Here is a 25,636-nt window from a genome sequence, read left to right as displayed (position 1 = left end):
ACTTCTTTTTTTCCAAAAAAAAGGATAAGCTAAATACAGATGATATCCGGTTCGTAAAGATACCGCGATTAGGAGAAAATTCTATGATTTCAAAATCCCTATTGCTGCCAGAACCAGCTTCTCCGGCGCATATATGCCCATTTGATCAAGCCTGTAGCTACTTAGAAGCGGCAGCTAAAGAATTAAATTTAAATCAGGGTTTGCTGGAAATTCTTAGCCACCCGCGTAAGGTTGTGACGGTTTCCATCCCCGTGAAATTAGATAATGGGCAAATACAGGTTCTTGCTGGACACCGGGTGCAGCACTCTGATGTTTTAGGCCCCTACAAGGGTGGAACCCGTTACCATCCAGCTGTGACATTACGCGAAGTATCTGCTCTCGCAATGCTGATGACCTGGAAATGTGCTTTGTTAGGTATTCCCTACGGTGGTGGGAAGGGTGGCATTCCGATAGATCCGAAACGCTACAGTGTTGGCGAATTAGAGCGAATTACCCGCCGTTATATCAGCGAGTTAATTAAAGATATAGGGCCTGCTGTAGATATTCCTGCCCCAGATATGGGTACTTCTGCCCGTGAAATGGCTTGGATGATGGACACTTACTCTGTAAATGTCGGTCATGCTGTACCAGGGGTTGTAACTGGGAAACCAGTTTCTATTGGTGGTTCGCTAGGACGGGAAATGGCAACCGGACGTGGCGTGATGATTATTGTTCGTGAGGCGCTGGCACAGCAAGGTAAATCCTTAGCAGGAGTGCGAGTAGCTATTCAGGGTTTCGGTAACGTTGGTAGTGCCGCAGCAGAATTACTACATCTTGCAGGCGCGAAAGTTATCGCTGTTTCAACGGGTGCTGGAGGAATATTTTCCGAAGTCGGTCTTGATATTCCCAAGTTGAAGGTCTATGCTGCTGAAAATCGCAAGAGTATTATGGGTTTCCCGCAATCTGTACCAATTAGCAATGCAGATTTATTAACTTTACCCTGCGATGTCTTGATTCCAGCCGCTTTGGAAAACCAAATCACTGAAGAAAATGCGAATCAAGTGCAAGCGCAAATTGTTGCCGAAGCGGCTAATGGGCCAGTTACTCTTGAGGCTAGCTTGTCCTTAGAGGCGCGAGGTGTGACAGTGCTACCCGACATCTTGGCGAATGCTGGCGGTGTGGTAGTTAGTTATTTGGAGTGGGTGCAGGGTCTTTCCTACGTATTTTGGGATGAGGAGCGGGTTAACCGCGAAATGGAGCATTTGATGGTACAAGCTTACCATCGGGTGATTCATCAGTCCGAGGTGCGCCAAATTCCTATGCGATTAGCAGCTTACACTTTAGGGGTGGGTAGAGTCGCTCAGGCGCTGATTGACAGAGGCCTTTATCCTTAAGATTTTATACTTAGTTGTTCACAGGGCAGAATAGATCATTGTTGGCAGCAATTTCACTAGAAGAGCCATTAAAATTGCTGCCTTTTCTGGTTGAGCAATCGCTACATAACTACTACTAAATGTCTTAGATATTACAATAAGAAACTTAATACATATAGCAAGCGAACTCAAAAAAAGGCGTTATTAATTCTTCAAGCAACTTTTTGGCTAATCACACATTTTTTTGCAACACAAGTTTCTTCACCAACGTCATTTATTAGAAATACAACTTATACCGATTACCTGTGAAGTTGCTCTAGAACTTAGGACTTAAACCCCAAGTCTGACCAAGCTTAATTTTGTGCAGCTTCACAAAGAATTGGTATTTAGTAGTCATTATTTTTAGACTGAGAAGTTTGGTTATGATAACGTTTTTTGACTGGCGAAAACACTTAGCAATAACTGCAACACTTTCCTTGACGCTGACAGCATATCCTGCTGACTCTAATATTCCTACATCACTCCAACATTCAAGTAAATACCAACTCGTACAGACCCCAGATAACTGTCGCCGAGTTGAGACTGATGGTGATAATCTCAATATTCGATCTAGTCCAGATGGTGCAATTATTGGAACATTGCGTAATTACTCACTCGTAATTATCGAAAAGACCAATTCTTCAAGCAGCTGGGTGCCAATATCATCGCCGCAGTCTGGCTATGTATCTGCCGCTTATCTCAAGCAATGTGGACAGCCAGTACCTCCCTCACAAACAACTTCTCAAACAGATAACTGTCGCAAAATTTTTGTGGGAGGAGTTCTGCGTGTAAGGCAAGAACCCTCAATTAATAGTCCTATTCTTGGAGTTCTACAAAGTGGTCAGCAAGTAACAATTAAAAATCGTGGAAAAGATGGTTGGGTACCAATTTCATCCCCTACAAATGGATATATTCCTTCAATAGTCCTCAGCAGTTGTACATAGATTATGAATTAACGCCATTGCAACTTTTACTTAAACCTAAGCCCTCACCACTAATCGCCATCTACTAAGGAATCTACGGTGTATATACAAGTCGAAAAAAGCTAGATTTCCCCATTGTTCTTTTGTTCCTATGCTCTGCATGGGAATGACTAATTAGGGGCTGCTGTCTCCAGTCAGACATTGAGTCAGCAGAACACATGAAGCATTCCCATGCAAAGCATTTAAACATCTTCTTCAACCAAATTTACGACTGCCCAGAAGGCGCAGCAGCATGAATCAAGTCTGGCTTATCGTCACTAGGAGGACGCTCAATAGTTTGTTCCGATGTGGGACGTTGATGGCGATCGCGAGTTTCGATCTGCACTGGTTGGCCCGTCTCAATTGACTGGTACAGCGCTTGAATGATAGCAACATCAATCAGCCCTTCCGTCCCAGATGGCTCTGGGTCTTTATCTTCGAGAATACAATCAGAGAAGTACGTAAATTCAGCTGCTAGTTGATCGTGATCCTCAAAGGTACGCTCTTGAGTTTCACCATTAATTGTCAAGTAGTGCTTCAGTTCTCCCTGCCAAGGATATGCAGGTTTTACTCGTAAATCGCCTTCAGTACCTACAATCTGATAGGTTGAAACACTTGCAGCTCCGAAGCTACAGGTAAATGTTGCCAATCGCTCATTAGGGAAACGCAAGATAACGCTAGCCATTTCTTCCACTTCGCTAAAGCGTTGTTCTCCCTTATTGGCAGCTACAGCAAATACTTCAATTGGTTCATCTTGAAATAGGTAACGTGCAGCATTAATACAGTAGATGCCAATATCATAAAGCGTGCCACCACCTGTAACATCTCGTAAACGAATATTGCCTTCTTCTACTTGCTGAGTAAATATCGAGTTGAAAATACGTGGTTCACCAATTTGCTTTGAGCGGACAATTTCGACTGCTTGTAAGTTGGCTTCTTCTAAATGTAGACGGTAGGCAATCATCAGCTTCACATTGTTGTCATTGGCAGCTTTAATCATTGCCTCACACTCTTGTTCAGTTATTGCCATCGGCTTCTCACATAACACATGAATTGCCTGATTAGCAGCTCGCATAGTGTAGTCACAATGCAAGTGATTGGGTAGCGCAATATAAACTGCATCCACTTCGCCACTTGCCAGACAGTCTTCATACTCCTCATAAGAGTAAGTATGCTGAATGCCATACTTTTTGCTCAATTCTTCGTTTTTAGTAGAGTCATCTGAAACCAGTGCCACTAATTCTGAGTTGTCGGCATGGGCAAAGGAAGGTAAGGCAGCTTCTTGGGCAAACCAACCTAAACCAACGACAGCGTAGCGAATTTTGCGGTTGCCATTTGTAGCAGTCATTTTTCTATTCTCCGATAAAGGAATACTTGTGTAATTTTCATGCACTAATTACGTGCAAATTATGGCTAACTGTTGATGAAACACTTAGCAAAAGTGCATTATTACATTGCTAATGCAGCTTCTATATCAGGTACCAACTTAGCTTTCGCTTCCTGAAATTCCTGACCCAATTCAGTTAGCTCTTTCTCACTCATACATTCGCGCACAGCATTAAAAATCTCGCTTTCTTCTTCTTCTACATGATGCTCAACTGATTCTTTCAATTCGCTCATTTTTTCTTTAAACTCAGGATCAGTAGGTTTAAGCGCCTTAATCTCTTCTAAAATTACTGAAACTTCTTCATGTTCTTCTTCAGCTTCTTCAATATATTGTTCAGTTTCTTCGTGTTCTCGCATAGCTGGGTAGAAGACTAATTCTTCAGTTCTAGCGTGTAAGTTCAGTGCTATATAGATTTGATTAAATTGTTCAAGCAATTTTGCGCCCTTAGCTTTTTCTGCTTCTGCAAAAAGTTTCTCAACTTGGCGATGTTCTGCCTCAATTAATGAAAGAATGTCTGTTGCTTTAGTTTTAGCCATTTTCTTTTCCCTTAGTAATTATCTATTTATAGGGCTGAGAATTTGGGGGTTGATAAATGAGATACCGTATATTCTCAATGACTTAGTAAATTAAAACCTCATTCTTTCAGTAAGCTTTAATTTAGACTTAAGGAATATTTTCGCTATTGCACTTTAAATGAAATCCATAACCTTGGCATGATGGATACTGAGTATGTATCATTAGTAGTTCAAAGCTACGACCTAAACCTGGAACACCAGATGAAGATTCCTACACAGAAATGTACTAAGCCCATTGCTGGGTAAAGTAGAGCTTAGAAGTTATTTATAAAATGCAGGTGATTTCTGGTGGAGCGCTTGGGGTAACTCAACTTTCTTATTATGATGATGTGACAGAAGGTACTTTTCTTTTGGTGCAGAGTTAGAGGAAATTTTGAATATTCAAAACCTGAAGCATAATTGGTGCATAAAACACACAGTTTGTAATAAGTCCAAACAATAAGAGTTTAATTGGAAAAATTTTTCTGCCAACAAAGCACGCGTAAATATACAACGAATTTCCTTCTCGGAAGCATTGCAATGTTGTGATTTAATTCCTGCAAGGCAAAGTTTTTTTTACCACACTTTCATGAGCCGCGAACATTTTTATGCGTTGTTAAAGTGAGAGTTTTTGCAACCGGGAAAACAAATAACTATCGGCATCAATGCTGTATTAGTGGCTTGCGGTCGATAATTTAGTTTTATGTGTTCTGGGGCCATACTACTCAAATTAGTATGCGCTTAAACGCGATCGCCTACATAAGTACTGCATTGTATCCAAAATAGAGCAGGAAATAAGTGCAAATGCTTTTTAGCTTTATCTAATCGTGTTCCACAATCTGCTTTTTATCATAACTATACGTAACCATCCATTGCTTATCTACCAAACCCGATTAAAATAAATACGCAACTTGGGCTTCCATAGGAGTTATCGAGCCGTGCAGCCGGACTTAATAGGCTTGGAAATTAGTAAGGGGGAACTGAGACGTTTGACTGGGTTCGATCCAGAAGACGTTTTTCGTCCCTCTGTTTTGCGAGACAGCAAGAAGCGATTAGGGTTTTTGATCAATGAAATGCTGGTGACGCTGGCGCTAACGCCAATAATTGTGGGCTTTATTTACGCTTTTATTATTCTGCCGACAATTGGTTCTTCAATTAGACTTGGAATTCTTTTACTTATTTTAGTGCCAATGCCGATATTAGTGGGGCGATGGCTCTGGCGGCAGTTGACCTGTCCTGAAGGGCTGACAATACTTTTAGATGAAGTTGATAAATATCATGACCTAGTTGCTGCCATAGATATTAATGACCAATTGGCAGCATCAGGAAACGTAGAAAGCAGTATTCATGACCGAGATAAAGTAACCGCCGCCCTGCAACTAATTAGAGAAGATTTAGTCCGCGCTCTGAAAACGGAACGAATTTTGCGGGATAATAAAAAATTGCTTGCTAATAACCAAGAGTTATTTGTGAATAATTTAGCCAGTCTGCAAGCTTTACAAGTTAGTAGTCAAGCAGGCGAATATGCTCAACTGCTAAATCAATCATTGCAAATTGCGATCGATGTGCAAGCAGAAATCAGAAAATTGCACAAAGGCTAAGTAGAGTTTTTATTTGCTGATAAATTTCCTAAAAAACAATCGCCCCGTTGACTTAAAATGAGCAACAAACCAAAAATAATTGTCCTGGATGATGACCCTACGGGTTCTCAAACAGTCCACAGCTGCTTGCTGCTAATGCACTGGGATGTGGACACTTTACGCATCGGGTTGCAGGATGATTCGCCGATTTTCTTTGTGCTAACTAATACTAGATCGCTAACGCCAGAGTCAGCTGCATCTGTCACCACACAAGTTTGCCAAAACTTGAAAATCGCTTTGAATGCTGAAGGAATTGAAGATTTTCTGATTGTCAGCCGTTCTGATTCTACTTTGCGGGGACATTATCCCATTGAAACTGATGCGATCGCACAAGAACTCGGCCCTTTTGATGCTCATTTTCTCGTACCAGCTTTTTTTGAGGGTGGGCGGATCACCCGCGACAGCGTTCATTATTTAATTATCGGCGGTGTACCCACCCCAGTGCATGAAACTGAATTTGCCCGTGATTCAGTCTTCAGTTACCATCACAGTTACTTACCCAAGTACGTCGAAGAAAAGACTCAAGGACAAATTAGTGCCGAAGCTGTAGAAAGGTTTCTCCTAGCTGATATTCGCGCTGGTAGTTTGGAGAGCTTGTTACAACTGAGTGGTAATAAGTGCGGTGTTGTAGATGGTGAAACTCAAGATGATCTCAATCGCTTTGCAGTAGACATATTAGCCGCAGCAAGTCAAGGTAAACGCTTTCTGTTTCGCAGTGCAGCAAGTATTTTAACAGCTTTAGCAGCTTTACCTCCCCAACCCATTGCCGCCGAAAACATGGCCCAGTACGTGCGGCAAGGCAAACCAGGTGCGGTGATTGTTGGTTCCCATGTGAAAAAGACTACTCAGCAGTTAGAAGCACTGTTACGAGTAGAAGGAACAGTGGGCATCGAGGTGAATGTAGCGCGATTACTTGATGATGCAAATCAATCTGCGGTACTACTAACTGAAATCAAAGAAAGTACACGGGCGGCACACAAGGCTGGCAAAACACCAGTGGTTTATACTAGCCGTCAGGAACTGAATTTTAAAGATGTCAACACACGATTGGAGTTTGGGGAAAAAGTTTCAGGTTTATTGATGGATATTGTACGCGGTTTACCATCTGATATAGGATTCTTAATCAGCAAGGGTGGCATTACCTCTAATGATGTCTTGAGTAATGGACTAGCTTTAACTTCAGCCCGTTTACTCGGTCAAATTTTAGCTGGTTGTTCAATAGTGTTAACGCCTTCCGATCATCCCCAGTTTCCTGATTTACCTGTGGTGCTGTTTCCCGGTAATGTCGGCGATGCTGATGCCTTGGGGACAGTTTATCAGAGGTTGACCCTGCCAATTTGAGATTTAAGATTTGAGATTAAATAATCTTCTGCTTCATGCCAGACTAACTTCTTGCTACGCGCTTTCAGCCCTCGTGGGTAATACAAATCCAAAATCCAAAATTTAAAATCCAAAATCTGTGTATCCTTTGTCTTTTGGCTAGTAATGCATGACTTCTGATTCTGCGGTTCCCGATCTAAAGTCAAATTCTGCACTTCCTAATGCAGAACCAAACTCTATCCTTTCTGAGGTAGAGGTAAATCCTACTGTTTCTGATGTAGAGTCAGATTCTATCCTCCCGGATGCGGAGTTAAAATCTGTCCTCCTTTATTTAAAATCAAATACTGTCCTTGAGGATGTAGAGTCAAATCCTGCTAACCCAAATATAGAGTCAAATCCTGGCAACCCAAATGTAGAGTCAAATGCTGATACAGCATTAGATTTTATCCTTACTGATTCAAACCCTAATGAGTCAGCATTACCAGGGCATCGCGTAAATGACAATACTCAAGTCCAGTTAAAAAGTAAGGAGGGACGACTTTTATTAATTTTGCCCCCGGAATCCCAAGTATCTGCCTCAGAACTCACTTGGTCTGAAATTTGGCAACAAATAAGACAACGTTTGAATGCAGGCGATCGCTTCCGCATATCTAATACCCCTGTGTATCTGATGGCACAAGACCGTCTAGTAGATGCCAGACAACTCCAAGAACTCGCTGAGGCTTTGAATGAAGTCCAACTCCGGCTCATATCAGTCTCGACTAGTCGTCGGCAAACTGCGATCGCTGCCGTCACATCTGGGTATTCTGTAGAACAATTGCAGCCCGTAACTTCCCTGAATTCCGAGCCAAAACCTACAGCCATACCCCAAGAAGACGCTCTCTATTTGGAAATGACAGTCCGCTCTGGAGTTGAAATTCGTCATCCTGGAACAGTAATTCTATTGGGAGATTTAAATCCAGGTGGTATTGTAATTGCAGATGGAGATATTATCATCTGGGGTCGCCTACGTGGAATCGCTCATGCTGGTGCTGGAGGCAATCGTGAGTGTCTGATTATGGCTTTGCAAATGGAACCAACCCAATTGCGGATCGCAGATGCTGTCGCTAGGGCACCAGAAAAATTGCCAATACAGTTTTTTCCAGAGGTGGCACATATTACGCCCCAAGGAATTCGCATTGCTAGGGCTACTGATTTTTCCAGAAACCAATTTACCTAAAGCAATCAAGAGCCATAAATATTTACTTAAAGGATGAAGTAGATAAGGATGAAATAATACAAATATTCATGCCTCGCCCTGATGAGGAAGACCAGATATTTCTTCATACTTGATACGATACTTCATACTTTATACTGCAATTTACTGTTTTATATTTTCTGAACCCTTATTGACCGTATTTCTATCATGACTCGCATTATTGTGATTACCTCCGGCAAAGGAGGAGTGGGTAAAACCACAGTTTCGGCAAATCTGGGCATGGCTTTAGCCAAAATGGGGCGTCAAGTTGCCTTGGTTGATGCGGATTTTGGTCTGAGAAATTTGGATTTGCTGCTAGGGCTAGAAAACCGCATTGTCTATACTGCGGTGGAAGTCTTAGCCAGAGAATGCCGCTTAGAACAAGCCTTGGTGAAAGATAAGCGCCAACCCAATCTCGTACTTTTGCCGGCAGCCCAAAATCGCTCTAAAGATGCAGTCACACCTGAACAGATGAAGTTATTGGTGAATGCATTGGCGCAAAAGTATCAGTACGTGATCATCGATAGCCCCGCCGGCATTGAAAATGGGTTTAAAAATGCGATCGGCCCGGCAAAAGAAGCGCTAGTTATCAGCACACCAGAAATTTCCTCAGTTCGTGACGCCGATCGGGTAGTGGGGTTACTAGAAGCACAAGGTGTCAAGCGTGTTCATTTAATAATTAACCGCATCAGACCCTCAATGGTGCAAGCAAATGATATGATGTCAGTGCAAGATGTTCAGGAACTTCTCGCCATTCCCCTGATCGGGGTAATCCCTGACGACGAGCGTGTTATTGTATCTACCAATCGCGGCGAACCCTTAGTGTTAGCGGAAAATCCCTCTTTAGCTGCCACAGCCTTTGAGAACATTGCTCGTAGATTAGAAGGGGAAAGTGTCGAATTTCTGGAGATCGACTCATCCCAAGACAGCATCTTCGCCCGGATACGAAGATTGTTCAGGACAAAGATTGTTTAATTTATTTTCCAGTCTCCGCGCCAGACCTATTCGTAATGATTGAACTTCTAGAACGACTTTTTTCTCGCGGTACTGATAGCAGTCGAACTCAAGTCAAACGTCGCCTGCAATTGGTGATTGCTCACGATCGCGCTGATTTAGATCCTCAAACATTGGAAAAAATGCGGAAAGAAATCTTAGATGTAGTCTGTCGCTATGTCGAAATTGAGACGGAGGGCTTGGAGTTTTCCTTAGAAAGCAACCAACGAACTACAGCTTTAATTGCTAATTTGCCCATCCGCAGAGTCAAAGGGGCTATACCTGAATGGGAAAGGGGTGATAAATAAGTCTTTATAGTTTTAGCCTGAAGTGTTTTTATTTAGGATGTAGTGAAATTATGGCCAATTACGACGAATCATCCCAACTTTTGAATTAATAAAAGTTTTTATAAAAAAGTGATTCTACGTCAAATGAGTTGAGATAACACAGTATTTGATTTGGGCATACTTACATACAGGTATTATCGATACTATGTTTAGCCTTGTATGTCACGGCTTAAAATCATCTTTTTTCGCATCACTTTGCTTGTATCTGCTTCGATTTTTATCGGGCTGGCTATTCTTTTGGGGGTGATGGTTGTTACAATCACTGGATTGTCAACTTGGTCAGTTCTAACTCAGCCACGTATTAAATGGGAATCTACCTCCGCAACTGTAGTTCGTCGAGAAACCTTCACCTTTACAAAGTCTGATCCAGAGGGTAAAAAACTCAGCTGTCCGGTAATTCGATTTATGGTTCAAGGTCAGCAGTATGAACAACAAAGTTCGCCTTGCTCTATAAAACGCCGTCCTTGTCAAGATTCAAGGCAGAGAACGTGTCCCAGAGATCCTCAATTTGACAAGGGACAAATAGTAAAGGTTTGGTACGATCGCACCAACCCTCAAAACACTTTTATTGGAACTACTGCACCTGCTCAATCTAACTTGGGAGATGCTATTAAAGTATTTTATACTCTAGCAGTGCCGACTGGAGTTTTGCTTGTGGTTGCTAAAGTGATGCTAGATGCTACAAAGCGGCTTGGAAAGACTTAGGGATAACCTAGTCGGTCACTGTCCTAAGCCTTACTGACGACAAATGCGGCTCACAAAACAAAGGGAGATTATAAAATTTTCTTTCCCTAAATTATCGATAAGCAACTTGTGGGCCTGCCCAAATTTCTGTAACCTTTTTACCAAAAGTAATAGGTTGATCATCGTCTGTTATGGGGATAGTTTTACCATCATTAGCAACTTGCATTAATGGCCAGTTTTCCTCGCCCAATTCACCTGCACGGAACAGTGCATGATCTGGTTGGCTTTTACTCCAACCTAACAATACGGCAATTTTCTCATGCTCATCTTCTTGAGTAGCTGGAGCAACTATATTAGTGTGATTTTTTTGCCGATCCCAAATCACTGCACTATCTGTAGAATCACCTGCATTAAATATACCTTCAAATTTACGTGCCAAGAAGCGATCGCCTTTTTCCGACCAGCTAACTGGAACTAATACCCCAATTTTACCACTCGTATCAGTTTCTTCTGATGCCGCCACCTTTACAGCCTTTAGCTTTAATAAAGGATCGCTAACAGGAGTCGTTGAAGCCATCACCCACAACCTCTTGGTGTGCATATCTTGGACAAACAGAACGCTGTTAACATGGCTGTTGTACATTTCTGGTTTTACTTCCAGTTGCACCCGGCTATAAACAGCATATTTCCCATCTGGAGAAACCACCGGTACGCTACGGTAGTGGCGTACTCCCGAACCGCCCTTGGAACCAATCGCCTCTTGAGTCGCTGTAATCCATTTCCAAGGAATAGGATGAGGACTACCTATAGGATCTATTTGTTCTGCTTGGGACTCATCACGTGGTTCAGAAACAGGTATTTCCGTTGTTGTGGTTGGTTTTGATTCTCTAAGAGTTGGTGTTACTTGAGTTGCTGTCAATGATTCAGTAAAAGATTTTTCTTTGAGGAAATAATTTTCTTGTCCTTTCAAAGACTTGATATTAGCAGCTTTGAGTTTTCGGATTAAATTAAGCTGACTAACAGGAACATCTGTTAATGGTGCGAGTTCAACTGCTGCCAAAGAATCGGGAACAGTTAAATCGCTACTTGAGACAAAACTATCTATTTGAGCTAAAGACTCAATTTTCTCTGCTGGTAATACTTGCGGTTCCTGAACAGCAGTACTTTGTGTTGGCACAGAGTCAAATTTTTCTGTTAAGGAGTAAGTTTGCTCTGTGGTTAGTATTTCAGCTATCTCAGGTTCCCCAACTACAGCTATTTCCTTTGATACATCAGAATCTCCAGTGATCGAAGTTAGTTTAGCTACTTCGGATTTTACTGGGAACGAGTGAGCCGATGCGCCTAGCAAGGGTGCGATTAGCATCACAACGACAACGTAATTGATCAATGGTTGCGTGCGGAACCATCCTGACAGCAAAAGGAGTTTAAGCATTTGTAGAATCTCTAGAGGGGGGCGGTTGCTATGTGAGAAGCAATACCTATGCAGCAATGGGGCAGGCGTTAATTATATGTATAACAAGAAACTAAGAACTTTGACGATATATTTTATTCAAATTTTGCAGAGTTTTACACAAATTAAGTATCATCTTTACACCCCTTCTTTCTCAGGTATTGGATGTTTTTGTACAAAAATATGCGAGTATAGTAAATATGCTGAGAATTCAGTAATTACTACACAATATGTAATGTTGCTGTTGCTATACCTAAACACACCAAAAACAGGTATTAGTCAAGGGATATTCAGCGTATAGTTTAGCCAATAACGCTGGCAACCAAGAGTGAGATAAATCGGCTATTGGGGATCGTACTAGCGATCGCTAGTACACAACAAACAAGCCAAGTTACACACTAATATCAGAGGGCAAACCCTCATAATGGTAAACGTGAGGCGTTAAGTGAAAAGCTCTTAAAGCGGACGCATAACACATCATACTCAGAAAACACTGCTGTCAGCAACCCAAAGTTATAAATTGCAATCTCAACTACTGCAAAAATAGCTATAAAATGCAATAGTTTTTTTATAAACACAATTGCATTTAACGCTAGTTTGGGTGAAATTATCAGGAACACAACAAAATTTACTCGGTAGATGCTCTAGCGGTTCGTGACGATACCCCACTAAACTCTTGGGATCACTAAAGGTAGATGCGGTTAATACTAGCTTTTATACTTGTCAACTTAACTATTAAGTTAAATTTTGCAGTCTTGCAGTCTTCTGGTTCACCAATACGAAAACATTATACCACCAAACAGCCAATATTATTTACTATTAATTAATCACTAACAGTTAACAACTAATTATTAATGAGAATTGTATTCTTTGGTACACCACAGTTTGCTGTGCCCACGTTAGAAAAGTTATTGAATCATTCAGAATTTGAGGTGTTGGCAGTTGTCACTCAACCAGATAAACGCCGGGAACGCGGAAATAAACTGATCCCCTCACCAGTAAAAGCGATCGCAACTGCTCACAACTTGCCAGTATGGCAACCGGATCGGGTGAAAAAAGACACCGAAACTTTAACCCAACTCAAACAATCAGACGCAGATGTGTTTGTTGTTGTCGCCTATGGACAGATATTATCGTCAAAAATATTGAATATGCCAAAATTGGGCTGTATTAATGTGCATGGCTCGATTTTACCCAAATATCGGGGTGCAGCACCGATTCAGTGGTGCTTGTACAACGGTGAGAAAGAAACGGGGATCACAACCATGTTAATGGATGTGGGGATGGATACCGGGCCAATGCTACAAATAGCCACTACACCGATTGGATTACTGGATAATACTCAAGATTTAGCTGAAAGACTAGCTGGGATCGGTGGGGATTTGTTAGTGGAAACTCTATTGAAGTTGGAACGCCAGGAAATTCAACCAATTCCCCAAGATAATTTAGAAGCTACTTATGCACCTCTGATTCAAAAACAAGATTATGGTTTGGATTGGTCAAAAAGCGCTATCCAATTACACAATCAAATCAGAGGCTTTTACCCTAACTGCACCGCTACCTTTCGTAACAACCTGCTAAAAATCACCGCTTCTGCTCCCCTTGATTCTGTAAGCGATCTCCCACCAGAATTACAAGAATTAATTCATAAATTGCCCGATTTGTCAAATTTATCAGACAGACCGGGAGTTGTAGTCAGCATTGCCAAAGGAATTGGAGCGATCGTCCAAACTGGGGAAGGTTTGTTGCTGGTACGAGAGGTTCAGCTAGCTGGTAAACGTCCCCAGTCGGGATGGGATTTTGTTAATGGTACCCGCTTAACTGTGGGAGAAGTTTTTGGCGCGGGTAGTTGAGAGGGATGAGGGAGATGTGGGAGATGAGGGAGAATAACTTTTAACTTGTAACTTCTAACTTTTCATAAAAGCGGCAAGATTCGCAAGGGCCATCTGGGTTAACCGCACAGCGAATGAGTTCTGAATGAGCATTATAGGAGCAAGTGGCATCGCCAACTACCCAACGTCCACCTACCAAACTTTTCTCAGATGGTCGTTTAGCCGACTGTACGTAAATAGCAACATTATGTAAGCGGTAGCGCCCAGCTTTAAGTTGGTATCTATGGCGGCGCTCTAAAACCGCATAAGTTTTACCTTCAAAATCAAGGTAATTTCCGGGTTGGGGTGTCCAATCAAGTTGCACTTTACCGAGTGACTCACGCGGATGCGTCAAAATCACCTCGGTTTGTAAAGAGTCTGGCTCCATAAGCTTATGTGATTTGATTTACATTAGAAGGATGGTATAACAATAGCTTTCTTTAGCTTACCGAATTTAGATTACAATTGATGATTAACTCTTTGCGCTCCTACGGATTACGGCAACCAAAATTCAGGTAGGATAGATTTGCCCAAGTCACGCAAAGTTTGGTTGAGCGATCGCGCCACTTGGATATGCGCTTCATCCTCTTCTACAGCTAAAATCTCAGATGGCTGACCTTCTCCCAAATAAGACACCACCAAGTTTGCCGCTTCTAAACCACTAACATAAGCCTTTTCCTGTGACCAGGAACCATGACGGCTCACAATCCAATCCCCACTCATAAACACATTCTCAAAACTTGTTTTAGCAGGCAACATATAACGGTAACTACCAGGTGCAAAGTGAGTCACCGCTTGAGGTAGCCGAATTACACTGCTATCAATGATCTTTGCTCCTCGAAACGCCGGTACACAAGTTGCTAAATAACCCTGAACTATTGGTAAAATCTCCTCATCACTCAAATTGAGAAACTGATTTGCGTGATAAAAATCAGCTTCAATCACTGTTCCCGCCTCATCCCGATATTCATCATGTAGAGCATTCAAATCAAAAAATGTCCAACCTGTAGTTGCGTCAAATCCAAAGCAAGCATTGGAAGGACGAGGAATATCAATTTTGCGGTCGAACCATAGTCGCGTTGCTAAAACATCAATTGCTCCTAAATTGCTCAAATTACGGAATTCTTCACGGCTTTGTAAACTAGGGCTAGTTGAAACAATTTTCTTCATTCCCGTGATCCCAACGGCAAAAATCACGGCATCTGCTTCAATTACTTCATCACCGCAAACTACACCCTTGGCTCGATGATGACTATCAACAATTAAGTCTGTAACCCGGCGCTTGGGTAACACTCGCGCACCAGCTTTTTCAATACGTTCTACCCAAGGACGAAATATTTTTTCTCCAACAGTTCCCCGACACCAAACTACATCAAAATCTGGTTGATGAGCCAGAATAAAAAAGTAAAGCATCCCTAAAGTTGCGGCGGCTGAACATTGTTCACCAGGGGCAAACAAGCCCACTAATAACATTGGTTCAAAAGCATCGCGGTAAAGCCGTGCAGAAACGTTGAAATCTTTAAACAATTCACGAGCAGTTACAAAGTCATAGCGCCGCCAAGCTTCATCGGAATTGTCAAAATCAACAACAGCATAAAGTAAAGGCAAGGCACTGAGACGGTCAATTAGTGGCAACCGCTTAAACTGTGTGTAGAGAAAAGTTCCTAATGGAGAAGGAAGTCGCGGTAAGTCTTGAAAAATCGGTGATTCAACTTCCAAGCCTGCTGGCGAATATTGCGAAGAACGAGTCCAAGTAGTAAAAGGATTAATTCCTAATTCATTGATTAGGGAAAAAATATTTTTGTAAGGATACCAAAAGCCATGAATGCCAGCTTCAACAGACTTTCCTGCGCCTGTTTGCCAACCTGCTACCAGTCCACCGGGATAGGGACCTGCTTCTAGAAGTGTCACATCATACCCTTGTTTTGCCAAATGGTAGGTTGCTCCTAAACCAGCCCAACCTGCACCTACAACTACCACCCGTTTTTGTCGTGACCCTTCTACCATCCCAGCCTCCGATTGTTGCAGTCTATCAACTAATGTATACGAACTTGCCGCTCTCATCAGATGACGGTTGCTATTAGAGTGGTTTTTGTTTGGATGCAATACGATATCTGTGCGCCCTCCGAACTATATTCCATCGGATTGAAAACAGTTATAGACTTTAAAGAAAGGCTAAAGTGGAGCAGGTCAGTAAAAATCACTTGCGGTTAATGCTGAGTTAAGAGTATAACAGGAAACAGACTTAACTATTCATAAGGAATAATTCTAATGGCTCAATTAGCAAATGTAAAATTCAGTTTGAATGACTTTGAATTACGAGATGGCATTTATTTCCCTAGTGACTATGAGCAATTGAATAATACTCAACATAAAAAAACATGGGATGCAATTGGTAAAACATATTATGGTTCCCAAAAAATCGAAAAAATTGTAGATACATCGCCCATCAAACAAGATTACACTCTATTAACTGGCACACCTGGAGGTACTTGGAACAAATTTCCCTTGAATAAATCTGTTGGTTCTATTCTGGAGATTGGTTCTGGTTATGGTCGCGCACCTTTGCATCTCTCTAAAGCAAAAAATTTGAGATGCGAAAAATATTATGGAATTGATATTTCTGAACCTTTGTTGCGGCGGTTAATTAAGGTTAAACAAGAATATGATTTTTTTCCAGAAGCTGAATTTAACTTGATTTGTACTTCTGCTGAAATATTGCCTTTAGAAGATAATTCTATAGATTTGGTAATTTCTAACTGCGTCTTTATGCATATCCCAGATGCACAATTAAGAAATTTGTTAGCTGACATATCTCGCGTATTAAAACCTGGTGGAATTTTTGTTTTTAATCATTCTTTTCACAACAAAGCTTGTCCTTCTCATATTATCCATAATTTTATCAGAAGGTTGAATCCATTTGTGAGAAATCCAGTTTATCTTAAGCAATATACATCTGCTGAAATAAATGAAATGTTAGCAACTGCTGGCATACAAACGAAGTGTCCACAATACATTGTCGAACCAACGCAAGAATATGCAATTTTGCCGGAAACCGTTAAAGGAATTCCAGTGCCATTTGCTAATGCGATCAATAGGAGCCTTAAGCCATCAGATAATCTAAAGGAAACTTTGGCTTATGGTTTTAGCGCCTACAGCACAAAACTGGACTAATTAAGCAAGTATCTTGTTGTAACAATTAACTGAATACAAAGGAACTACGGAAGCACAACATTGTTGTGCTTTTATTTTTCCAAAAAATGTAATCTACCAACTTTTGCGAACATATTTTAACTAAAGTTGGTAAATTATGGATTAGTTGAGCTAATTCTTTCCCAGACAACTATGCCATTGGATTTATCGCCTCTTTGGATATCACTCAAAACTTCATTACTTGCTACATTTATCACCTTCTTTTTGGGTATCGCTGCTGCCTACTGGATGCTGGGATATCGTGGCAAAGGTAAATCGTTGATTGAGAGTATCTTTATTGCGCCACTGATTTTGCCCCCCACGGTTGTCGGTTTCTTGTTGCTGCTATTTTTTGGAAAAAATGGCCCTGTAGGGAAACTGATGCAGGCTTTTGACTTCAGCATCGTCTTTACTTGGTATGGTGCCGCGATCGCAGCTACTGTAGTTTCTTTCCCTTTAATGTATAAAACTACATTGGGAGCTTTTGAACAAATAGATGCTAATTTGCTGCGAGTAGCCAGAACCCTTGGTGCAACTGAAACCACAATCTTTTGGCGCATTAGTTTTCCCCTAGCATTACCCGGTATTGCAGCCGCGACAATGCTCGCTTTCGCCCGTGCTTTGGGAGAATTCGGAGCGACGTTGATGTTAGCTGGTAACATTCCTGGACAAACGCAGACAATCCCAATGGCAATTTATTTTGCTGTGGAAGCGGGAGCAATGAATGAGGCGTGGTTCTGGGCGATCGCTATTATGGTGATTTCTCTATCTGGAATTATTGCAGCCAACTTCTGGCAAGAATTGAGGGAAAAGAAGGGGGGAGTGGGGAGTGGGGAGTGGGGAGTGGGGGGAGAAATTCTTTATACTCCGCAATCTAGCTTTGAATCTGGTGGATTGTTTGTCAACATTGAAAAAATCCTTCCTAGCTTTGATTTAAAAGTTGCTTTTAGTACTGATGAGCAACCCTTGGGATTATTGGGAGGTTCTGGTGCAGGGAAGAGCATGATTTTGCGCTGCCTTGCGGGGATAGAAACGCCGACAACCGGGCGCATAGTTTTAAATGGCAGAGTTCTGTTTGACTCGGAACAAGGAATTAATTTACCCAGCCGCGATCGCCGTATTGGTTTTTTAGTGCAGAATTACGCTCTGTTTCCGCACATGAATGTGGCGCAAAACATCGCTTTTGGTTTGCCCAAAAAACTATCGGCTGGGAGTATTAGAGTCCAGGTAGAACAGCAACTAATAGCAATGCAGTTGCAGGGATTAGGCGATCGCTATCCGCATCAACTTTCTGGAGGACAACAACAACGGGTAGCTTTAGCAAGAGCATTAGCAAGTCAACCGGAAGCATTGCTTTTAGATGAGCCGTTCTCGGCACTTGACACCCATCTGCGTAGTCAATTAGAGCAGCAAATGACAGAAACTCTTGCTGGTTATCAAGGTGTGACTCTATTTGTCACTCATAATATGGAAGAAGCTTATCGGATATGCCCAAATCTGTTGGTATTGGAGCATGGTAGAGCCGTTCATTATGGTAGCAAACATGATATTTTTAAGCATCCTGCTAGCGTTAGTGTTGCCCAACTTACTGGATGTAAAAACTTTTCCCGCGTTGTTCTCCAATCATCGCAACAAGTAGAAGCAATTGATTGGGATTGTACCCTTCAAATAATTGAACCAATCAAGAGCGAATTATCTCACATCGGCATTCGTGCCCATCAGTTTATTTTTACCAACGACTCATCTCAGGAAAATACTTTTCCCTGCTGGGTAGTACGAACAAGTGAAACGCCTCATCGAATGACGTTGTTTCTCAAACTAAATTCTGTTGGCAAGAACTCTCAAGACTACCATCTGCAAGCTGAAGTCTTTAAAGAAAAATGGGCCATTATGAAAGACCAACCTTTTCCTTGGTATGTGCGTTTAGATCCTCAGCGCTTGATTTTGATGGAATAAACGCAGAGATACACAAGATGCGGGAAATTCTTCAAGATAATATTATTACTTCAAGCGCCCAGACCAAAAGAGTCTGAGCGCTTGAATATTAGGTTGCAGAGAAACTTCTGCTAGTTAAAGTAATTTATGCGGGCATCATCTGCATACTTCTACAAGACTCTGCACACTTGCGGCAAGCAGCAGCACATTGCATCATTTTCGCATCATCGCTCATCATTTCACAAGCCATTGCACAGCGATCGCACATTTCAGCACAGAGCATACAAGTGCGTCCCATGAACTCAGAACCGCTCATCATCATATTCATGCACATCATGCACATTTCAGAACAATCGCGCATCATGCTCATCATACTCATCATGTTGCTATCCATGTGCTTACCATCTTTCGCCATGCAGTAAGTCATGGTTTCCATGCACATTTTGTGGCAGTCCATGCAAGCTTCTATGCAGGTTTGCATTTCGGCAGTCATAGTTTCAGTCATCATCATCATCATCATAGGAAATACCTCTTGATTTTTTGATGCATAAAAAGTGTCCTTTAGAAGGACTACTTCTAACATTAGTTCTATCTTTTTAAAGAGTCAATGGGGTTTTTGATCTAGCATTTGTAAGCCTACTATCCCGATCTAATTACCGATAATTAGAGCGAATTCTACACTAGGTTAGTGTTGTTTTTCTAAGGATTACTATGCATTAAGGCTTATAATCCCCCATTTTTTAGTGGGGTTTTATTGAGCAGATCAACTTCTCATTGGGGATCAAAAGTTAGAGTTAAATCTAGCGCAAAAATAATGTTATTATTTTTAATAAATGCCTAAAAAAGAGATTTATGAACTTATGATAACCTGCTATTTATTAACTTAGTTATCTCTATTGCGGTTATACAAAAATTTTTCTAAAACCAATAAAAATCATAATACCGATAGGATTAACGTAGTATACTCAAACCCCAGATCCAGAGGAGCAGGGGGAAATAACCAATACTTTTCTATGAGAAGCTACGCGTAGCTTACTTTTCTGTAGGAGTACACTCAGTACAAGTACCCAATGCCCAATGCCCAATGCCCAATGCCCTCATTATCTATATACTTAATTATTGATATAAATAGTCAATTACTGAAGTACTGATCCAGAATCATCATGAAATCTTTGCACCGTCCCGATCTCTATAGCTGGTCTAATTTCAATCCGGCAAGAAATATTGATTTCAATGGGATTGCCTGGATTCGCCCAGATGGCAACATCTTGATTGACCCAGTAGCCCTATCAAACCATGATTGGAATCATCTAAAATCCCTCGGTGGTGTGGTTTGGATTGTGCTGACAAATTCCGAGCATGTCAGGGCAAGTAAAGAAATTGCCGATCAAACATACGCTAAAATAGCTGGCCCTGTGGCAGAAAAAGACACTTTTCCTATAGCTTGCGATCGCTGGCTGTCTGATGGTGAAGAATTTGTGCCAGGACTTAAGGTAATTGAACTCCAAGGCTCAAAAACTCCCGGTGAATTGGCTTTGTTACTGGACGAGACAACTTTGATTACAGGGGATTTAGTCAGGGCACGCAAAGCAGGTAGCTTAACTATATTGCCAGATGACAAGCTGCTGAATCGAGAGGAGGCTGTTGCTTCTGTTCACAGGTTAGCTCAACTGAGTCAGGTTGAAGCAGTGTTGGTAGGGGATGGTTGGCCCGTCTTCCGCGACGGACGCGATCGCTTAAAGGAACTTGCAGCGACGTTGTAAATGGGTGAGTAGCACAGCTAGCTAGCTGTGCTACCCTACAGGAGATTGTGGTTCAAATAGATGAAAAAGGCTATAGGAAGAATTGTAATTTAAAACCTTTTCAGCAATCAAACCGGATTCCTAGATGTTAATTGATGTGACCACCTGGTATTTAGAAATGCTTGATCCAAGTCAGCTTCGTCCTACTTTTTCAAGCAATCCAAAACTTACGGTCATCCGTGCGGAGATTCCATGCCCTGAGTTAAATCGCTTTTTATACCAAAGCGTAGGTGGAGACTGGTATTGGATTAACCGTTTAAACTGGAGCTACGAAAGCTGGTTAAAATATCTAAACCGTCCAGAACTCCACACATGGGTAGCATACCTTTCAGGAACACCCGCAGGCTATGTTGAGCTAGAAGCACAGCCAGGCGATAACGTTGAAATTGCCTACTTCGGTCTACTACGACAATTTATTGGGCAGTCTATTGGCGGACATTTACTGAGTGTTGGTGTAGAAAAAGCTTGGGCAATGGGAGCAAAGCGAGTGTGGGTTCATACGTGCAGTTTGGATAGTAGTCATGCACTTGCCAATTACCAAGCAAGAGGTTTTCAACTCTACAAAGAGGAAATCTATCAGCAGGAACTACCAGAGAAACCTATTGGGCCTTGGGCTGGTGCATCTGGTTGAAAGAGTTGTCTGTGCAGGTAGCGGCACAGGCAGGAATGTTGATATCTCCTGACTAGAAGTGGGATAGTTAACGCTACAGTTGAGTCAAATATCACATAAGCTGAGATAGCCAATAATAGCGCCTGGATTTAATTTGTTTAATTATCAGGAGCAAAGCGCGATTCTCCTGTGAAAAGGCTGCGCGATCGCGTGCAGAATATTTACAGTGTTGCCTAAAATTATGGATAATTCCCCAGTGGTTGCTCAAGCAGATGCATCCTTAGAAAATTACACTCAGGAAAGTATACATCTAGTGGAGTCAGCAGTAGGATTGAATTCACCACCAAAGGAAAAGATCGGAAGTGACTTTGACTCTCGCATGATGCTCCGGTGTTTGGAACTTGCTCGCCGCGCTTTAGGACGGACTTCGCCAAATCCGCTAGTGGGAGCGGTGATTGTCAAGGATGGCGAAATTGTCGGCGAAGGGTTTCATCCTCGTGCAGGTGAGCCTCATGCAGAAGTGTTTGCCTTGAGGGCAGCAGGCGATCGCGCTCGTGGTGCAACAATCTATGTCAGCCTCGAACCTTGCAATCACTATGGGCGTACTCCCCCGTGTTCAGAAGGATTGATCCAAGCAGGGGTGGCAAAAGTGGTGGTGGGTATGGTTGATCCCAATCCACTAGTAGCTGGAGGTGGTATTGCCCGTTTACGTGCGGCGGGGATCGAAGTCTTGGTAGGAGTAGAAGAATCAGCTTGTCATCAGCTAAATGAAGCTTTTGTGCATCGCATTCTCTACAAACGACCTTTGGGAATTTTAAAATATGCCATGACTTTAGACGGCAAAATTGCTACTACCTCTGGTCATAGCACCTGGGTGACAAGCCAAGAAGCCCGCAATGAAGTACATCAGTTGCGGGCGGCTTGCGATGCAATAATTGTCGGCGGTAATACAGTCCGACAAGATAATCCTTACTTAACTACCCGTCAGGTGGAGGCACATAATCCCCTGCGGGTGGTTATGAGTCGCCATCTCGACTTACCGGAAAGTGCCCATCTGTGGCAAACTGCGGATGCTCCAACTTTGGTGTTGACACAGAAAGGTGCTAATCCCGACTTCCAAGAACTGTTGCTCAAGCAGGGGGTGGAGGTGGTGGAATTAACATCACTTACACCAGATAAGGCAATGGCATACTTGTATGAACGGGGTTTTTGTAGCGTCCTTTGGGAGTGTGGTGGTATTTTAGCTGCTAGTGCGATCGCTCAAGGAGCAGTGCAAAAAGTTTTAGCATTTATTGCCCCGAAAATCATTGGTGGTACCATTGCTCCCACACCTGTGGGCGATTTAGGTTTTACTACCATGACTGAGGCGTTGTCTCTAGAACGTGTTCGTTGGCGTGTAGTAGGCTCTGACTGCTTAGTGGAAGGTTATTTTCCTCAAAAAGCCAATAGTCAATAGTAATAACATTTGACTATCAATCAATTCATTGTGATATTGCTCATCAACATTGGCGTTCATGAGCCATATCACGTATAAGGGCTAGCCGGGATTGGATGTAGTGGCAGAGAAAATCAGTTTCGTTAGAATCTAACAACACCTGCGTTTCGGTTTGTTTTACTAACCACTGCACCAAGCTAGCATCATCCAGTTGTAAGAGGAGCTTGGCTTGGGTAGTTTCAACCACTGACCAAAGCTGACGCATGATTGTAGGAGTCATCAGACCTCAATTGAATAATTTAGCTTTGCTGTCTTCAGATTACACAATTACGATCGCACTTTACGACATGAATGTAGAAGCTGAGACAAGTATTATTAAAAACTTAATAATGGTATTTATAACTTTATGAAGATTAAGAATTTGAAACTTAGTTTGAAAATGAGCATTGGGCATTGGGCATGCAAAAGACAGATTTTTATGGGTTTATTGTAAAACCTAGAAGACAAATAGACTAAATTCTAAAAACTGGGTTTTTATGTTTGTCAGGACTGCAATTATTTTGCTTGTTGTCCAAGAATGCCAGTTTTTTAATTACTATATTGAATACTATATTTGTCTTATAGGATACAAAAACTTAACTTTTGAAGATAATCTTTACCAGAAATTAACACCTTTTGGCTGTAGATGGACTCACAAAATCATGTAAATTTGCATCCCAAATGCTGATGTAAATAAAATTGCATTCTTGGCGAATAATCTGACCCTTAACTGAGCCTTTCTTAAACCTAAAATTATCTGACTGGCGCTGTTGTACCTGTTTGAGTCCCTGTTTAATTTCTTCAGTGGCTTGCCCATTTAACAATCCATTCAAGGTAGCCTCCATTACCTGCGAGTCTACCGATTGAGCAAAAGATACCTCAGTTTGACGCAACACTTTAGAATTACGATCAAATAAGTAACCAAGATCAATTTTGTTTGGTACTAGTTTGTAAACAACAGCACGGGTATTGCCCCATACACCTCTTAAATCTTGATTTGGTTTGCCGAGAGCAGCTTCTACGGCGCTTCTAGGTGTACCTGTAGGAAATGCAGGAACGCTTTGACTACTGTTAGTGGTAGCTACTTTACTAGGCGGCTGATCGTTGTTTTGGGGTGTGGAAGATGGAATATTCTCTGGTTCTGGCTGTGGTGTAGAACGCACTTCTGGCGCTGGAGTATCTGAAGTTACAGGCTCTTTTTCTGGCTGTGGTGTGGATACAACTGGGGGATTAAAAGTTGGCACATCGGGAATTATTCGCCGTCGTGGTGGTGAGGTGGGTATAACTGGGACTGGAGAAGTTTCAGAAGAAGCGGACGGTTCGGCAGATACAGGAGTGGGCAAAGATTCTGGCGATGGGGTGGGACTTGTAGCAATGGTTGTTTCTGGTTGTTGCTGACGAGTGATGTTAGAAATTGCTACTGCACTAAGCAAGCCGCCTATCAGCAAGCTACCAACAATCACAGCAGGTTTTTGCCAGTTTCTAGGAGATGCGGAGGCAGAAGTTTTTTGTGGGGAATATAATGGCTGGGTTTGTCGAGTCGATCTAGTAGTGGGAGAAAAAAGGACTGTAGAAGTATTTGCAGCTAACTCAGGAGGTATATTGTTAACAGACTGCAAAGCTTGTAGCATTTTACTGGCAGTGCTGTAGCGATCGCCAGCATGAGGCTTAATTGCTTGATTAAGTATTGTCGCAAATTGGGAAGAGACGTTAGGGGCGTGCTGCTGCCAAAGTATTTCTCCAGTTTTGAGATCAGCTGGTAGTTCTTGCGGGTGTTTACCAGTCAGCAGATAAATCGCCGTTAAGCCTAAGCTGTAAATATCAGTGCTGTAAACTGGGCGACCAACGGCTTGTTCACTTGGCATATACCCAGGCGTACCAATCACAAGCGATCGCGTCGGGTATCCTGGAGAATTCACCACTGAACGGATTGTTTCTTTAACAGCACCAAAATCAATCAAAACTGGTTTGCCATCAACAGAACGGAGAATTATGTTCTCAGGCTTGATATCGCGGTGAATAATGCCTTTGCTGTGGACATAATCTAAGACTGGAAGCAGACTCAAGAGAATTTGCCGAACAGCAGTTTCACTCTCGAATCCTTTGGCTTCGACAATGTTTGTTAGGGTTTGACCGTGAATCCATTCTTGGACGAGGTAAAACTGCCCGTTCTCAGAAAAGTAGGCGTAGAGTTTAGGTATTTGGTTACTACTTTCACCCAAATACTCTAAGGTTGCGGCTTCCCGTTCAAACCGTTGTTGGATAATCTGGTAGGCTTGCGGGTCATTATTGGTTATCGGTTTTAGTTGCTTAATCACGCAGCGACGGCGAGAAGGCATATGGACATCTTCAGCCAGAAAGGTTTCGCCAAACCCACCAGCACCGATTACCTGGATAACTTGATAGCGATTGTTTAGCAGGGTTATTGTCATGAAAAATCACAAGCATAGATACCGGAGGCATTCCGCCTCTGGGCTTGTCGTCAGAGAGGGCCCTTTTCAAATGTACATCAGATAAGTTCATCAGTTATAAACACTGAATTAAGAACGCCACCAAAGAGATTTGGATGCGTTGGGGCTTCATGTCGCTGCTTGTCTGGTTAGGCTGGAAGCTATTCAAGCAAGAGGTAGCATTGCCTAGTCATGCAGTCTACCAGAGTGCGATCGTTTTAGCAGCAGTTGTGTTTAGGTTGCTTGTTTTGTGTTGGGGTCTAAATCCCCATTACAAAACGTAATTGCGTTAGCGAGTCTGCGCCGCGAGCGTCATTGCGAATTGCGAATTGCGAAT

Annotated in this window: 23 protein-coding genes; 15 read left to right on the top strand and 8 right to left on the bottom strand. The window is 42.2% G+C overall.

The features are described 5' to 3' along the window. The first annotated feature begins 83 nt into the window (after positions 1–83). Together H6G96_RS24280 and H6G96_RS24275 are read left to right on the top strand one after the other, a co-directional pair. Positions 84–1,373 (top strand): Glu/Leu/Phe/Val dehydrogenase, encoded by a 1,290-nt coding sequence (locus H6G96_RS24280; protein WP_190914268.1) that lies wholly within the window; start codon positions 84–86, stop codon positions 1,371–1,373. 401 nt (positions 1,374–1,774) lie between these two features. Then, the gene (locus tag H6G96_RS24275; RefSeq protein WP_190914266.1) at positions 1,775–2,335 is read left to right on the top strand and encodes an SH3 domain-containing protein; all 561 of its coding nucleotides are present in this window, start codon (positions 1,775–1,777) and stop codon (positions 2,333–2,335) included. Between the two features lie 244 nt (positions 2,336–2,579). On the opposite strand, the gene H6G96_RS24270 is transcribed toward H6G96_RS24275, so the two are convergent. Together H6G96_RS24270 and H6G96_RS24265 are read right to left on the bottom strand one after the other, a co-directional pair. Then, positions 2,580–3,701, bottom strand: a complete 1,122-nt coding sequence (locus tag H6G96_RS24270) for a Gfo/Idh/MocA family oxidoreductase (protein WP_190914264.1) — start codon at positions 3,699–3,701, stop codon at positions 2,580–2,582. Positions 3,702–3,802: 101 nt separating this feature from the next. Further along, positions 3,803–4,276 (bottom strand): hemerythrin domain-containing protein, encoded by a 474-nt coding sequence (locus tag H6G96_RS24265; RefSeq protein ID WP_190914262.1) that lies wholly within the window; start codon positions 4,274–4,276, stop codon positions 3,803–3,805. A gap of 956 nt (positions 4,277–5,232) precedes the next feature. Between H6G96_RS24265 and H6G96_RS24260 the strand changes: the two genes are divergently transcribed. The 6 genes from H6G96_RS24260 (at position 5,233) to H6G96_RS24235 (ending at position 10,536) form a co-directional block, all read left to right on the top strand. Beyond that, the gene (locus tag H6G96_RS24260) at positions 5,233–5,895 is read left to right on the top strand and encodes a hypothetical protein (protein WP_190914260.1); all 663 of its coding nucleotides are present in this window, start codon (positions 5,233–5,235) and stop codon (positions 5,893–5,895) included. 57 nt (positions 5,896–5,952) lie between these two features. After that, on the top strand, positions 5,953–7,275 hold the full coding sequence (locus H6G96_RS24255; RefSeq protein ID WP_190914258.1) for a four-carbon acid sugar kinase family protein: 1,323 nt from the start codon (positions 5,953–5,955) through the stop codon (positions 7,273–7,275). Positions 7,276–7,423: 148 nt separating this feature from the next. Next, on the top strand, positions 7,424–8,473 hold the full coding sequence (gene minC, locus H6G96_RS24250) for a septum site-determining protein MinC (protein WP_190914256.1): 1,050 nt from the start codon (positions 7,424–7,426) through the stop codon (positions 8,471–8,473). A gap of 186 nt (positions 8,474–8,659) precedes the next feature. Further along, a complete protein-coding gene (minD, locus tag H6G96_RS24245) occupies positions 8,660–9,466 on the top strand; it encodes a septum site-determining protein MinD (protein WP_190914254.1) in 807 nt (268 codons plus the stop codon). Positions 9,467–9,501: 35 nt separating this feature from the next. After that, positions 9,502–9,792 carry a cell division topological specificity factor MinE gene (gene minE / locus H6G96_RS24240; protein WP_190731996.1) on the top strand — a complete coding sequence of 97 codons (291 nt, stop codon included), beginning with the start codon at positions 9,502–9,504 and terminating at the stop codon, positions 9,790–9,792. 198 nt (positions 9,793–9,990) lie between these two features. Beyond that, positions 9,991–10,536 (top strand): DUF3592 domain-containing protein, encoded by a 546-nt coding sequence (locus tag H6G96_RS24235; protein WP_190914252.1) that lies wholly within the window; start codon positions 9,991–9,993, stop codon positions 10,534–10,536. Between the two features lie 91 nt (positions 10,537–10,627). Here H6G96_RS24235 and H6G96_RS24230 read toward each other — a convergent pair whose 3' ends face one another. Further along, on the bottom strand, positions 10,628–11,947 hold the full coding sequence (locus tag H6G96_RS24230) for a hypothetical protein (protein ID WP_190914250.1): 1,320 nt from the start codon (positions 11,945–11,947) through the stop codon (positions 10,628–10,630). An 872-nt stretch (positions 11,948–12,819) separates the two neighbouring features. On the opposite strand from H6G96_RS24230, the gene fmt reads away from it, so the two are divergent. Continuing rightward, on the top strand, positions 12,820–13,818 hold the full coding sequence (fmt, locus tag H6G96_RS24225) for a methionyl-tRNA formyltransferase (RefSeq protein ID WP_190914248.1): 999 nt from the start codon (positions 12,820–12,822) through the stop codon (positions 13,816–13,818). A gap of 40 nt (positions 13,819–13,858) precedes the next feature. Here fmt and H6G96_RS24220 read toward each other — a convergent pair whose 3' ends face one another. Further along, a complete protein-coding gene (locus tag H6G96_RS24220; RefSeq protein ID WP_190914246.1) occupies positions 13,859–14,224 on the bottom strand; it encodes a DUF6464 family protein in 366 nt (121 codons plus the stop codon). A 107-nt stretch (positions 14,225–14,331) separates the two neighbouring features. Then, the gene (locus H6G96_RS24215; RefSeq protein ID WP_190914244.1) at positions 14,332–15,843 is read right to left on the bottom strand and encodes an FAD-dependent oxidoreductase; all 1,512 of its coding nucleotides are present in this window, start codon (positions 15,841–15,843) and stop codon (positions 14,332–14,334) included. Positions 15,844–16,107: 264 nt separating this feature from the next. On the opposite strand from H6G96_RS24215, the gene H6G96_RS24210 reads away from it, so the two are divergent. Both H6G96_RS24210 and modB read left to right on the top strand, forming a co-directional pair. Further along, on the top strand, positions 16,108–17,010 hold the full coding sequence (locus H6G96_RS24210; RefSeq protein ID WP_190914242.1) for a class I SAM-dependent methyltransferase: 903 nt from the start codon (positions 16,108–16,110) through the stop codon (positions 17,008–17,010). 171 nt (positions 17,011–17,181) lie between these two features. Beyond that, a complete protein-coding gene (modB, locus tag H6G96_RS24205) occupies positions 17,182–18,984 on the top strand; it encodes a molybdate ABC transporter permease subunit (protein ID WP_190914240.1) in 1,803 nt (600 codons plus the stop codon). Between the two features lie 124 nt (positions 18,985–19,108). Here modB and H6G96_RS24200 read toward each other — a convergent pair whose 3' ends face one another. Then, complete coding sequence (locus H6G96_RS24200) at positions 19,109–19,480, bottom strand: four-helix bundle copper-binding protein (protein WP_190914425.1); 372 nt, start codon at positions 19,478–19,480, stop codon at positions 19,109–19,111. A gap of 646 nt (positions 19,481–20,126) precedes the next feature. Between H6G96_RS24200 and H6G96_RS24195 the strand changes: the two genes are divergently transcribed. The 3 genes from H6G96_RS24195 (at position 20,127) to ribD (ending at position 22,831) form a co-directional block, all read left to right on the top strand. After that, the gene (locus tag H6G96_RS24195) at positions 20,127–20,726 is read left to right on the top strand and encodes an MBL fold metallo-hydrolase (RefSeq protein ID WP_190914238.1); all 600 of its coding nucleotides are present in this window, start codon (positions 20,127–20,129) and stop codon (positions 20,724–20,726) included. 124 nt (positions 20,727–20,850) lie between these two features. Then, a complete protein-coding gene (locus tag H6G96_RS24190) occupies positions 20,851–21,396 on the top strand; it encodes a GNAT family N-acetyltransferase (RefSeq protein ID WP_190914237.1) in 546 nt (181 codons plus the stop codon). A gap of 220 nt (positions 21,397–21,616) precedes the next feature. After that, positions 21,617–22,831, top strand: a complete 1,215-nt coding sequence (gene ribD / locus H6G96_RS24185) for a bifunctional diaminohydroxyphosphoribosylaminopyrimidine deaminase/5-amino-6-(5-phosphoribosylamino)uracil reductase RibD (RefSeq protein ID WP_190914235.1) — start codon at positions 21,617–21,619, stop codon at positions 22,829–22,831. Positions 22,832–22,874: 43 nt separating this feature from the next. On the opposite strand, the gene H6G96_RS24180 is transcribed toward ribD, so the two are convergent. Further along, entirely contained in the window at positions 22,875–23,090 is a 216-nt protein-coding gene (locus tag H6G96_RS24180) for a hypothetical protein (RefSeq protein ID WP_190914233.1), read from the bottom strand. A 385-nt stretch (positions 23,091–23,475) separates the two neighbouring features. Continuing rightward, complete coding sequence (locus H6G96_RS24175) at positions 23,476–25,281, bottom strand: serine/threonine-protein kinase (RefSeq protein ID WP_190914231.1); 1,806 nt, start codon at positions 25,279–25,281, stop codon at positions 23,476–23,478. A 149-nt stretch (positions 25,282–25,430) separates the two neighbouring features. On the opposite strand from H6G96_RS24175, the gene H6G96_RS24170 reads away from it, so the two are divergent. Continuing rightward, positions 25,431–25,583 (top strand): hypothetical protein, encoded by a 153-nt coding sequence (locus H6G96_RS24170; RefSeq protein ID WP_206757674.1) that lies wholly within the window; start codon positions 25,431–25,433, stop codon positions 25,581–25,583. The last annotated feature ends 53 nt before the right edge of the window (positions 25,584–25,636 follow it).

The organism is Nostoc sp. FACHB-892 (genome assembly GCF_014698795.1).
GTDB lineage: Bacteria > Cyanobacteriota > Cyanobacteriia > Cyanobacteriales > Nostocaceae > Nostoc.
This window is presented reverse-complemented; position numbering and strand designations above follow the sequence as displayed.